Origin of the sequence: Bradyrhizobium sp. ORS 111 (assembly GCF_045571485.1) — a bacterium.
In the GTDB taxonomy this organism is placed as follows: domain Bacteria; phylum Pseudomonadota; class Alphaproteobacteria; order Rhizobiales; family Xanthobacteraceae; genus Bradyrhizobium.
In genome coordinates this window covers 2,136,894-2,149,389 of sequence record NZ_CP120701.1, presented here as the reverse complement: position 1 = coordinate 2,149,389, position 12,496 = coordinate 2,136,894, and the positions used below count along the sequence as shown (strand labels likewise).

The 12,496-nt window shown below is 58.2% G+C and carries 7 protein-coding genes and 1 pseudogene; 4 read left to right on the top strand and 4 right to left on the bottom strand.

The genetic code is table 11. The features are described from left to right. Window positions 1-233 precede the first annotated feature (233 nt). The gene (locus P6U30_RS09865; protein WP_407169073.1) at window positions 234-1,301 is read left to right on the top strand and encodes a hypothetical protein; all 1,068 of its coding nucleotides are present in this window, start codon (window positions 234-236) and stop codon (window positions 1,299-1,301) included. Window positions 1,302-1,477: 176 nt separating this feature from the next. Here P6U30_RS09865 and P6U30_RS09860 read toward each other — a convergent pair. Together P6U30_RS09860 and P6U30_RS09855 are read right to left on the bottom strand one after the other, a co-directional pair. Beyond that, window positions 1,478-2,162, bottom strand: a pseudogene (locus tag P6U30_RS09860) (IS630 family transposase); the annotation flags it as partial. A 2,275-nt stretch (window positions 2,163-4,437) separates the two neighbouring features. Continuing rightward, a complete protein-coding gene (locus P6U30_RS09855) occupies window positions 4,438-5,802 on the bottom strand; it encodes a hypothetical protein (protein WP_407151067.1) in 1,365 nt (454 codons plus the stop codon). Between the two features lie 618 nt (window positions 5,803-6,420). On the opposite strand from P6U30_RS09855, the gene P6U30_RS09850 reads away from it, so the two are divergent. Beyond that, complete coding sequence (locus P6U30_RS09850; RefSeq protein WP_407151066.1) at window positions 6,421-7,539, top strand: branched-chain amino acid ABC transporter substrate-binding protein; 1,119 nt, start codon at window positions 6,421-6,423, stop codon at window positions 7,537-7,539. Window positions 7,540-8,155: 616 nt separating this feature from the next. On the opposite strand, the gene P6U30_RS09845 is transcribed toward P6U30_RS09850, so the two are convergent. Together P6U30_RS09845 and P6U30_RS09840 are read right to left on the bottom strand one after the other, a co-directional pair. After that, window positions 8,156-8,503: a hypothetical protein gene (locus P6U30_RS09845; protein ID WP_280973382.1), complete on the bottom strand. Its 348-nt coding sequence runs from the start codon at window positions 8,501-8,503 to the stop codon at window positions 8,156-8,158. Window positions 8,504-9,062: 559 nt separating this feature from the next. After that, window positions 9,063-10,538 carry a trehalose-6-phosphate synthase gene (locus P6U30_RS09840; protein ID WP_407152472.1) on the bottom strand — a complete coding sequence of 492 codons (1,476 nt, stop codon included), beginning with the start codon at window positions 10,536-10,538 and terminating at the stop codon, window positions 9,063-9,065. Between the two features lie 1,180 nt (window positions 10,539-11,718). On the opposite strand from P6U30_RS09840, the gene P6U30_RS09835 reads away from it, so the two are divergent. Together P6U30_RS09835 and P6U30_RS09830 are read left to right on the top strand one after the other, a co-directional pair. Next, window positions 11,719-11,943, top strand: a complete 225-nt coding sequence (locus P6U30_RS09835) for a hypothetical protein (protein WP_280980755.1) — start codon at window positions 11,719-11,721, stop codon at window positions 11,941-11,943. 167 nt (window positions 11,944-12,110) lie between these two features. Then, window positions 12,111-12,350: a hypothetical protein gene (locus P6U30_RS09830; protein ID WP_280973384.1), complete on the top strand. Its 240-nt coding sequence runs from the start codon at window positions 12,111-12,113 to the stop codon at window positions 12,348-12,350. The last annotated feature ends 146 nt before the right edge of the window (window positions 12,351-12,496 follow it).

The window sequence follows — 12,496 nt, the reverse complement described above, 5'->3', positions numbered from 1 at the left end:
ACTATTTGGCAGATGAGTTACACAGCCGCAACGTCATCCCATGACCCATCAGGCACGCGAATGCGCCGGATTACCTGGCGTACGCAGTTCGTGGGACGCTCTCCCGCAGCGTGGCTAGCCGACCGGGAAGCCCCCCCGAAAAGTTGGCGGCCGCATGCTTTCCTCATTTGTCAGCTTCTCGAAAGCCGCACCTGCCAAGATCAAACCGAACGATCCGCGCGCGAGGGGAGCAGATGAACATCGATCCACAGAACACAATAGAACGCTTGACCCAGCAGCAGCGGACGCAGCAAGAGCCGGGCAGACTAAGCCTACAAACCAGCTCACTAGCATACCCGTCCCCGGATCAAGCGGACTTTGAGCAGCAGCTGAGTGAACTGCGCTCAACATCAGATTCAGCTGCCGCTTCCATGGATTTCCGGATTGGATCACCCTCGACCATGACGACGGGCAATCGGAGAGCGAGCGCCATCCGGGAAAGCGAGCGCTGCCCGGCCGCATCCTTTGTGAGAGGGCGCGCCGAACTTGCGGCATCGCTGGCCGGAGCGAGCGTTAAGGCGCTGAAGAACGAGATCAAACTCGCTGCGCAGCGAGCAACACAGTGGCCACGAACCACCGGATCTTCTGCCGGCAGTGTCGACGGCAAGCGCATTTTCGACGATGTGGTGGCATCATCATATCTGTCGCTGCACCGTTTTCAGAACGAGAACATCGATTGTGAGCCGATTCTAGACGAAAAGGTGAGTGCCATCGCGCATGTGCGTTCCCTAGCGGGTTTGCGTGCTCAGGCTAGCCCGCATGTTTATAAGGCTGCTATCTGCTCGGACGACGAAAGAGAGGACGAAATTGATATGGCGCGCCTCGCGGTATGGCACACGAAAGGCCTTACAGAGAGTGCTTTTGTGTCATTGTGCCAGACCCCCTCGCGACTGCTCCTTTCAAAGGACCATAGCGAGAATGGCGCGAACGCAATTGCAAAAAACGCTAAGAAGCTGCACACTTATACGGTACCAAGCGTCACCGCCTGGCCGATCAAAAAGATCAACGATATTCTAGAGCGTGGGCATGCTCCCGGAGATGAGGAGCTGCGAGATTGGTTAGGGGGAATACCGAGCGAGGAGACCGAGGTCTTGTTTCTGGGCGGCAATCTAGCTGATTATTGGACAGCCAGCGTGGATAATCCGAATACGGCTCGCGCACCGCAAGATCATACACCGATCAAGAAGGTAAGAATCAACTCCGATACGCCCGAGATGGTGACGGACTCTCGAACTCATTCGCCATCGGATTCCGGCCACTGACCTTCGCAGTCCAGGCGAGCTATCGACTATTGCCGAATCGGCCGGGACTGGCGCGCCCGCTTTCAGCTATTTGGAAGTCGAGCGTGCCGGGCGCATGCGCGTCCGGTCCGAAGGTGCGATCGAGTTTGGCCGTGATGATGAGGTCGCTGCCTAGGTTAGGCCATCCGCGTATTCTAGGTCGCGATGATCTTTCCGGTGGCGACTTCGAGCGCGGCAAATAATGTTGTCGTGCCATGCACGCTTGTAATCGTGGCTCTGGCCGATCAAGGCGCGGTCATCGAACAACTTCAGATAACCCTGCGCTCGCTCCAAAGCCTGGATCGAGGGCTTCTCGACCACGCACAGCACAATGGCGTTCGCGGGCGGGGCAACATAGGGCCGACAACATCGGCGGCTTTGGCCGTAAAGTTCGGGTCGTTGCTCTCACATGAGGGCTTGCGAGTCGATAAGTCAACCTGGTGGCTGCGCACAAACCGCCAGACATATTGGACGTCAACATCCCCTGGCGCCTCGGCCAGCAGAGCGCCGGTCCAGCGCGCAAACTTTGCTGGGGTAGCTTGTCCGACAGCTTCAGAATTCGCTTGTCGGTCGTCTTCGTATAGATCGGCTGCTTGTCAGACCGCGGCATGTCCTTCAGACCCTTCAAGGCCATGGTCGGCATAGCGATGCCGCCAAAGGTTAACGATCCGTGTTTGGATCCAACTTCCTTGTCGATCGACCGCGTGCTGCGCTCGGCCGGCGCCAAAAGAACTATCCGCACCCACTCCAAATCGGCCTGGAACGTCACTGGCGAATGACAGCACGCCACAAGCACCTTGCGATCTCCCTCGAAAGGTGGACTTCTCTCGCTTTGGGTATCATCCATATCTTGAATCACGACTCACGATCCAAGAAAAGTGGGTACTAGCGATGAAGAACGCTACTACCGGGCATTCGAAAGTTGCTTCAGAAGCACATCTTGATCGCGCGAAAGCGTGATCCTGTGGCGAGAACATCACCAACGCCCCAATGCTCGGAAGCACTCCGATAGCTGATCCCGCAATCGATGATACGACATCTTGGACGGCCGAAAGGCCGTTGAACATCGTCCAGTCCCGGCGTGCCATGCGGGCGGCTGGGCGTGCCGCACTAGCGATCTATCAGTCCGATCTGAATGGCTTTGGCGCGCATCGAGACCGCCGTATAGTGCTGCGCCGCCTTGATGGACTTGCGTCGCTCCGGGTCGTTCTTCGCTATATCAGGATCGGCCAAGAGCCGCTGGAGGCGAGCCCTGCGCCACGCCTGCACGCGACGGAGGCGCCGAAGAATTGCGGATCTCTCTACCCTCTCGACGCGTTCAAGCCTGCTCGCCATGCTCTTCTCTCTTCAAGGTTGTGATGCTATCCAACTCGGCAGGCCAGGGGAAGAGTGTCCCGTGCTCCTACGGGCCGGTCGCCTAGAACGCCACTCCTGCTGCTATCGCTCGCCTAGAATTTGTGCATTGGTTGCAGTCGCACAGGAGGTACCGGGCGTTTCGTTTTCGGCGCGCTTCGAAAGCTACGCAGAGCCGATACATCGATGCTGGGTACGGCAGTTCCTCGCTTTTGCGTCGTTCGGCTGCGGCACCTGTGCTTGCAGCCACCCATCCTCGCTCCACAGCGCGCATGCCCAAGACGGCGATTTCTTCAAACTTTTCGAGGGCATCACCGCCGCCGGGCGAAACTTCTGGACATCCTCCTCAAAGACACGGGGAAGGCCGAAGTACAAGTTACTCTCTCGTTCTCTCTTAGTGTCATTCCGAGATAAGGCGGTCCGTTAGCACGCAACGCGCTTTGCGCCTTGCTCGAACAGCAGTGGTCGGACCATATGAACGTTCGCTGGATGGCCGAGAAGCCTCGCTGAGCTCCAACCAGGATGGGCGGCGACTCTGCTCAAGTCCTACGGAGAACAATTTCGTGCTCCAGACCTGCCGGTCCGATAGTGGCCGTGTAGTTCACGTCCCGAAGAGTTAGATTTTTGTTTGGGTCAGCCGCGGCTGGCACGTTGTGCAAGCGCATTCCTTCCTTGAGGTCTTCCGGCGCCCACTGGTCCCAGTGCGGCCAGCCCTGGGGAAGATACAGAGATAGAGCCGGCGGCGGACTGCGGTCGAAGCCCGGCTGATCTGCCGAACCCAAATTGACGAACGGGGCGGAGTGATCCTCCAACGACGACCGAAGCTCACCTGGAGGCAAGCTGAAGTCCTCTGGACCGACAAGGAAGGCGCGCGATGTGACGGGTTCATCTTCCAGCAATCACCGAAGCTCATCTGGGGCGGAACTGAAGTCCCCGGATCGACGCTGAAGAGTGGCGCCGCGGCGGGTTCATCACCTAGCAAGGACCGAAGCTCGCCTGGAGGGAACTGGGCCGGATCGAAGGTGAAGAGTTCAGGGTCGACGAGCGCCAACGACGCGGCCTCGCCACCTCGCCCTGGCTGACGCTCATCCCAGGCTGACCGAGACTGTCAATTGTGCGGGCTCATTATTTCCGCAATCGTTGACGCTTTGCCGGAGGGCCCATGAAGTCATTTCGAACATCCAGGATGAAGCCCGACTGCAGGGGGCCAACTTCGAGGCCGCGGCTCGCCGCATCTGCAGATTGGTCACGGAACTTACGAAGGTCATTCAACCCGGTGGGCAAATGCGTGCCACGATTGTGTCCCGCCTTTACGTAAGCGCGCAATTCAGCGTCATCGAGCCCCGGACATCGACAGACCCTCAGAGCCAAGGCTATCTGGCCAGATGGTTGGCCTACCGAATGCCGAATCCACCTCCCCGCTCGCAAAAGCGGCACCGATCGCACGCTCGATCAACCTCCAGTCCGAGTTGGACAGATGCGGATAGCACCGACAGAGATCATCGGGCAGAAACGGGCGCCCGTTGGAAAGCCGCCTCCGGGCATTTCGCTTGCTCCTCTTGCGCGACTGGCTGAGGCACGTGCGCCCAAGCCGTTATGTTGAAATTGCGCACACCCATCCCATCAGATCACCTGAAGAAGACGCAACGACCAAGCTTAGCTGCGAGGAGCTGACGAGCCCTATCCCGCCTCGAACCAAAGCGGCCCATGTAGGCCGCTTGCCGTCGACACGGACAGAACTGCAGGGCTGCTGCCTTTGGTGGTCTCAATCTCCGGCCAGGCCAAGACTTGCCACGATTCCATTTTGAGGCTGCTCCCGAACGAGTGGGGTGGGCGGTGTCAGCCACCAAAGCAGGAATAGTAACGCAAGCCCATTTGAGACCATCGCAGTCGACAGTGGGACGTTCACGAGGACCTCTGCCGCTGCCGCCGACGACGCGGCAATAAACGGCGGCGACAGATGGCGGCTCGCAAGCGAACCGATCGACAAGATAGTACCGCAAATCAGCGCCGCCACCGGCGTCCATTGAAGCCCAACCGACGCAATTCCTTCCGTCGCCAGGAACGAGGCATTGAAGTTGCCAGCGCGGTAGACTTGCGCCATGACGGGTCCAAGCTCGCCGTATCGGCAGCCCATGAGGGCGCGCACCAATGAGATTTGGCAAAAGTTCGTCAGCGCGTGATCGTGAAAGAAATTCGCATAATGGTCTATGGCCAGTGCCGGAACACTGATCATGCGTAGATTGAAGACCCCAAACAAGTAATAAGGATCGTTCGGAGAATACAGCCGAACGAGCTCATATTGTGTGAGACCTATGACCATCGGAATTAGCAGCGACAGGATCGTCGCGAGCCTTGGATTGAGCCGCGCGTAGAGCAAGAACACGATCGGCAGCCAAAGCGGCAGCAGCAATACGGTTTTATTGACAGCGATGGGATAGTACGCAGCCGTTAGGACAAGCACCAGGAACGCCGCAATCGGCTGCCTGCCGCTCGCAAACCAGGCGAACAGATACGGCAATATCCCCGAGATCACGATACCCGTCAGGTAGTTCAGCACAAGCGGGCGGGTGACCGAATTGCGGTCGGCGCCAAGCGGGCTGCCGAACGTGAGGCCATAAGAGGCATCCGCAGCGAGCACCAAGACCGCGATCGCTGCAAGCGCGAGCGCTATTCGGCGCGATGCATCCTCCGTGACGGCAGGCCGTGAAATCTCAAAATTCACGAACAGCAGCGGCGTCGCGGCACCGACGAGCGCTCCAAACATCGACCACCGCGCCAAGGCATGAGGATAGTCGAATCCGGAATAGAAGGAGAGCCAGACGTAACCGAGCACAGCCGACAGCAGAAAGAATGCGACGATGTAGCCGAACGAGAACCGCGCGACGGCAAAGGCTGGAATGAACAGCATCATTGCGCCCACTCCAACTAGCGCGTCCGGCGACATATTGTCTGACGGCCAAAATTGCATGTTGCGAAACGTCGCTCCGGCGACCATGAGCGAGACGATACTGACCACAAAGAAGACGAGCAGTGCGACTGCAATAATGAGGTCGTCTCGCTTCAACCTGGCTATGGTCTGTTTGAAATAACTGGCGCAGTCCGCAGCTACTGAATGAGTATATGACAATCCCCAATCCCCTCTCGGGCCCCCATCTGGTAATTTAGCAGACTATAGCCCCACCTTGAGCGTGATGGTGAAGAAGCTGACGCCACTCAACACGGCACTGGTGAAGAACTCCTGACTTCAGGGAAACTCCGTTGCTGCGGTTGTCGGCCGCGACTGACGCCAACAATCAAAGACGCGCTCCGTGTACGTTTCGTACAAACCTATTTCTTTTCTGGACGGCCAACTCAGCTAATATTCGCATGGACACCTTTGAGGCGTTGACTGGCCAGCATGAGACGGGTCGCGTAAAGTTGGCACCGGCGAGCGCGCTTAACGTTCAATCGTTGCTTGGCACATGCGCGCTGGTTCGTTCTTCTGTCCCGACGCCTGCAGAGGTTCTCTCTTTTCGGCCAAGCTTTCTGCAGATGCCTTCGCGACCAGAAGCTTGGTCATTTGAGAGAGGCAGATGTCCTCCTAGCGAGACAAGACAGGACTGCTGCTCTTTTCCGGGACGCGATCGAGGGGTTTGATGCACGATGAAGCCGGCGTCATCAACAGTGATCTAGCGCGACCGCAGCCGCCAGCGCACTGCTCCACTCGTGCTCACTCGCCATTGCCTTCACTTTGTGAGGACCATTCATGAAATTATTCGACCTCATCGGCCTCGCACTTGGTGCATCCTTCGCGTTCTCCACAGCGGTGTTCGCGGAAGACATCACCATCGCCGTTGCGGGACCCATAACCGGCGGTGAGTCGGCCTTCGGCCGGCAAATGAAGAGCGGCGCCGAAATGGCGGTCGCCGATATCAACGCATCTGGCGGCGTGCTCGGCAAGAAGCTCGTGCTCGACGTCGAGGACGATGCTTGCGATCCCAAGCAGGCACGCTCGGTGGCGGAAAAGGTCGCCGGAGCCAAGATCCCGTTCGTAGCCGGACATTTTTGCTCTTCATCCTCGATCCCAGCGTCGGACGCCTATGCCGACGGCGGCGTGTTGCAGATCACGCCGGCTTCGACCAATCCACTCTTGACTGACCGCAAGCTTTGGAACGTAGCGCGCGTCTGCGGGCGTGACGACCAGCAGGGTCTGGTTGCCGGCCGCTTCATCGCCAAGAACTTCAAGGGCAAGAATATCGCTATCCTCAATGACAAGACCACCTATGGCAAGGGACTTGCCGACGAGACTAAGAAGGCCCTTAACGCGGCTGGCATTACCGAAAAGCTGTACGAATCCTATAACAAGGGCGACAAGGACTTTAATGCGATCGTCTCGCGCCTGAAGCGAGACAATATCGATCTCGTCTATGTCGGCGGCTATCACCAGGAGGCAGGCCTCATCCTTCGTCAGATGCGCGATCAGGGGCTAAACACGACGCTGATGTCGGGCGACGCATTGGCCGACAAGGAATATGCCTCGATCACCGGCGCCGCCGGTGCGGGCACGCTCTTCACCTTCGGACCGGACCCACGCAAGAAGCCGACGGCGGCCGCGATTGTCGAGAAATTCAAGGCCAGGAACATCGATCCCGAAGGCTACACGCTCTACACTTATGCGGCGGTGCAAGTGTGGACTCAAGCCGTGGCCAAGGCCGGCACCATAGATCCAAGGAAGGTGATGGATACGATCAAAGCGAGCTCTTGGGACACCGTAATCGGCAATCTTGAATATGACGTCAAGGGCGACATCAAGCAGCTCGACTATGTCGTTTACAAATGGGACGATAAGGGCGGCTATGCCGAAGTGAACTCGAACGGTTCCTGACGCCGATAGGAAAATCCCTGACCACTATCAGTGGCATATTGTTTTGGAGCTCTCGTTGGCGCGACAGCAGCGCCTTCGGGCCCGACCGTGAGTGGGGCGCCTGAGGACAAAACGCGGGCCGAAACAAAGCTGAGCCATCTGAGGCTCGGCCTTCGACCAACCCTACGATCGCCTTGCGCCGGAAATCATTGCAAGGAAGGGCACCAAGATCGGTACAACCGGCGTTTGCGATCCAGCGGAGCTCTCTATGGTTGTCGGCGATCCGTTTGGCATCGACGGACGTCATTGGACCAAACGACGGCCCCCCTCCAGTTGATGGCACGTCAATCAGACGCGAGCGCTCCCTTTGCTTGGCTCGCAAGAGCTCTACGGTTGAAGACTTGCAGGTCCTTCCCGATAAATTTCGAAGCTTGCGCGGCAGCTTGATATCCAGGCTGGAACGTTTCCGCGTCGGGTAACAACGAAGTGAGACCCCGGCTCCAATCTCACGGCAATAGCGCTCCCAGGAGCCGGCCACATCGGTCAGAATACATTTCCGCCGCTGCGATCGAATTGAGCGGTTCATAACCCACCGCTTTCACAGAACCACGGTAATTTAGCCTGACACAGATAGCGCTTATAAAAATATCGCTGCCAGAGTGCCAAGTGCGCCCAGTGCCAGCCCAACCAGCGAACCGATCGTCGGCACGTCCCGAAAGAGTAAGAACGAGAGAATCGGTTCCACCACGAGGATCGATCCCACCGATACTGCGACTATGATCCAAATATTCTTGAGATGCATGTAGCCGAGAGCATATCCGCAGACGAGCAAGATACCGCCCAGCATGATCAGCAGGAACATCGGAAGCAGCGTCGTCAGATTCCCGCCAGCTTTTCCGAACTCCTTTGAGGCGATCAACTCCGCGATAATCGAAAGGGCCTCTCCCAGGAAGATCGCTCCCACTGCCGCTACAATCTTCAACATTGAGCTCATCGCCTGAGCATACCGCAATGGGGAGGCAAAAAGGTACTCCCAACATTCGCACTTGGATTCCAATTGCGAGAGCTCGAATCGCGATCGCTTGAAAAGGGCCGACCCATGGCTCCGACTTAACCAGCGACGAATGCGGAGCGTTCGGAGCTGCAATCTTCCGGCCGTTGGACTAACCACCCTAAAGCGCGATGAGATGAGGTCGAACCGTCATCGCGCTTTAGCTTCTTGTTTGAGCATGATCTTTTCGGAAGGCCAGCTCCGGATCATGCTCTAGAAGCTCGACATAGTCGGCCTCTGTTCCGGTGTGGCGCGCCAACAAAGACTGCTTCAGCGCCGCCTTGGTCCTTCCTTGGCCCTCCGACGGTTATGATGAGCTTGGAGATCTACGCTCGCCTCGTCGATGCATTCCATGCTCGGTCGGCGCGTTTGCTCAACTACGCCGCGTCAAGCTGCTCGCTGAATCTGCGCTGGGCTCGCCCGTGGCCGGCAGGACCCAGATTCTGTCCAATGTACTGATCAACACGTCCCGGGGCAGCGCGGCGTCATTGATCTAGCGGAAGCCGATATGTCCGAAATGATCCGCTGGCACCGTAGCCGGAACGGCGACGTCCGGATATGACACCCGTTCCGAGTGATCTATCGCACCCGATGGGCCTGCTGGGTCGTCGTGGATGGTCCGGCTCTCTGAGCGACTGGAAGCTCCCGCGTCTAACGGAATGGAGTCGCCCGCGGCTACGCCGATCCGGCTATCCTCGAGCTTCGCAACGAAGTCGGCCCACCATGCGCCTATCGGATAGTCTTGGAGCTTCTTGATCATCTTGCGGTAGGAGTCGAGGCGGCGTTCGGGCGGCATCTCTATGGCCTTCGCAATCGTCTCCGCCATACCCTCGATATCGTTGGGATCGACTAGTAGTGCCGCATCGAGCTCCTTGGCCGCGCCGGCATATTTCGACAGAACCAGCACGCCGGGACTTATTGGGTCTTGCGCGGCGACATATTCTTTCGCTACGAGATTCATCCCGTCACGCAGGGGGGTCACGACGCCGACACGTGCGGCGCGGTAGAGACCCGCGAGCACCGCCTGACTGACAGGCTCGGTCTCGTAGCGGATCGGCATCCAGTCGTCCGCGCCGTGGCGAGCGTTGACATCGTCGACAACAGCTTTGACGTCGTTCTGATAATCTCTGTAGCTCGGAATGCCATCTCGAGAGCTGGTGGCGACCTGCAAAAGCGCGATGCTCTTCGGCTTTTTGTCCAAGGCGCGACCGACAGCCTGGATACGATTGTCGATGCCCTTGGTGTAATCCAGCCGGTCGACGCCGACGGCAAGCTTCTCGCGATTGAGACCGTCCAGCAGCTTGGAGACATCGGGATTCGAACTTGCGTCTTTAGCATATCGTGCAAATTTGTCCGTATCGATGCCAATTGGGAACACTTGGCATCTGGTGATGCCACGGGGCGAGATAACAACACCGTCTTCGCTGGGGGTCAGCCCGAGCTCGGCACGGACGCAGGCAAGGAAATTCTGCCGGTCCTCGTCGGTCTGAAAGCCGGCCAAATCGTACGCAAGCATCGCTTCGATCAGTTCGCGATGAGGCCGCACCAGCTGCATCACACCGGGCGCCGGCCATGGCGTGTGCAGAAAGAAGCCGATCGGCCGGTCGACGCGCCGATCACGCAGCTCGGCGCCGAGCGTGAGCCAATGATAGTCATGCACCCAGAATGCGTCCCGCTCCTTGTAGTCAAGCAGGGCATCCGCCATGAAGGCATTCATCTTACGATAGCTCTTGTAGTCGTCCTCCGAGAAGGAGATTCGCTCTCTCAGCGAATGTAGTGCCGGCCACAGTGTCGAATTCGAAAAACCGTTGTAGTAGCGGTCATAATCTGCGGCGGGTAAATCGAGCTTCACCAGCGCTCCCTCGCCGAGCTCGTGGTTGCCGGCTTTCAGCGGGCCCGAGGCCCCGACCCAGAGCGCTCCGGAACGTTCCACCGCGGGAAGCAAAGCCGCAGCCAGGCCGCCTGTCATGGCCCCACCAGGCTTGGAAAGGCGGTTTGAAACAACGACAAGGCGCGGAGATTGCGCCTCCGCCGCCACGATGTGCTCCGCGACACCCGGCGCAACACCGCGACGCGAAGGGGCCGGATCGGTTTGCGGCGGCTCGCGCTGTTGTGCTTCACTGAGATGTTGCTCAAAGGCCGTTTGCTCTACCGGCTGCTTTTGCAGCATAGAGTCGGCCGTCGCGACGGTTTCTGACGCTGATGGTTTGACGTTGCTAGCAGGTTCCACGTATTACCTCCGTTTGATGCAGATTGCAGATCGGAGCACTGGCCTCGGGACCTCTATCTCGCTCATGTTAGGAGCGTCGGCTTTCGAGAAGCTGACGAGTCAGAAAGATTTCTTGGTTGGATGACGGACCCGGCATTGCGTTGCCGCGGGCTCTGCAGGGTCAATGATTCGGAGGCAAAGGCCGGATCGATCAAAGATCGTTTTGTCCCGCGCCGCAAACGTGCTCGCCGCCGATCCAGTAGCCGAGGCTCTGGAAACCAGCATGGAAGTTTCGAGCCGTCGAAATCAGGCTGGTTTGGCCGAACGCTTCGGACAGGCGCTAGCCTAACCCAGGCGTTCTTAATCCGTTTGACCCTGCCGTAATTAGCCTCGCCGCACCCCTCGGCGGCGACTTCGAGACAAGACGACAACTACTGATGCCGTCGATCCCGGCGTTGGCGGACAAGCCTCCGATCACGCCCACTTCAACCAGCCAGCTCACTTTTGGCCAGACAGCGCAATTCCAGTCGGCCCCAGTCTCGCTTCCGCTCCACGGGCGGGACAGGACCGGTAACGCCCCCGTTAAGTGATTACCCAGCATCAGATGAACGTGCCCGGTGTGACGGTCGGCCGCATGAAATCACGCCTACCGGCCGCGAACACTTGCGCAGCCGATCGCCTACAGATGCCGCAATCGTAGCGCACGGTCTATGCCGGCGCTACTGAACGCCATGCAGTTGGCTGATGAGCTAGAGCGGGCTTTTGCTGGCCGCCGGCCTCTTCCGATCGGATGTCTGGAATAGAGACCTCACTTGCCCGCCCGCAAGGGCGATCCCGACAACACGCTCATCACTTGCTATGCTCGAACATTTCGCGCAGCCGGATAGCAGATCGGTTCGCTACGTACAAAGAATTGGATTGCACTGTTTGGGAGGCCACGATGGAATATCCAGGCAAACAACGATCGGACAAGGATACCGATGAGGCGCCTCCTCCATCCAGGTTCTTAGTGCGTCAAGGGTCAAGCGGGTGGATGGTTTATGATCGGCAACGTAAGGGGCCAGCGGTGATCGGGGTCGGCTTGGCCGTCAATCTCACGAAAGCACAAGCTGATCGCTTCGAGCGGATGCTGGCAGCCAAGGAGGAACACAAGCGTTCCAGTTGAGCAGATCCGATCATTTGGTCGATGGTGCGCAATTTCGATCGTGCACGCTGCATCAGCGACGATGCGCCCGAACCAAAGACATCCGGCTTCATCGTACTCAATGCAAATTTCGAATCAGCGTGCATGTGAACGATAAAAGTGACTTTTGTCGCGGGGTTAGCGCCGTCGTGACTGCCATCAATAAATTGCTCCAGGGCCGCAACCTCGGACCGGACGAAGTCGAGCGCCTAACGTCGGCCTATGAATTGACCCTGCATTCGCTTTGCTTGGTCGATCGTGATGACCCGATCGCCGAAATCGTCGCGAGAAAGACCATCGAGATCGGCGCAACGGGCGTTCGCGATCCAACAAAGATTTCCAAGCTCGTCATCGAGCAGCTTGGCATCGGCAGAAGACCATTGACCTAAAGCCAGCGCGCTCGTGCGGCGTTTTTTGCTATCGCGTTCGTGACTGACAAGCGTAGGCCAGGTCAGGAGGTGCGCCTTCCGCGGTTAGGTGATTTTCGTCGGCAACGTCCATGCCGTTTCAGGGGACAAACGGTCTCGATCATGTT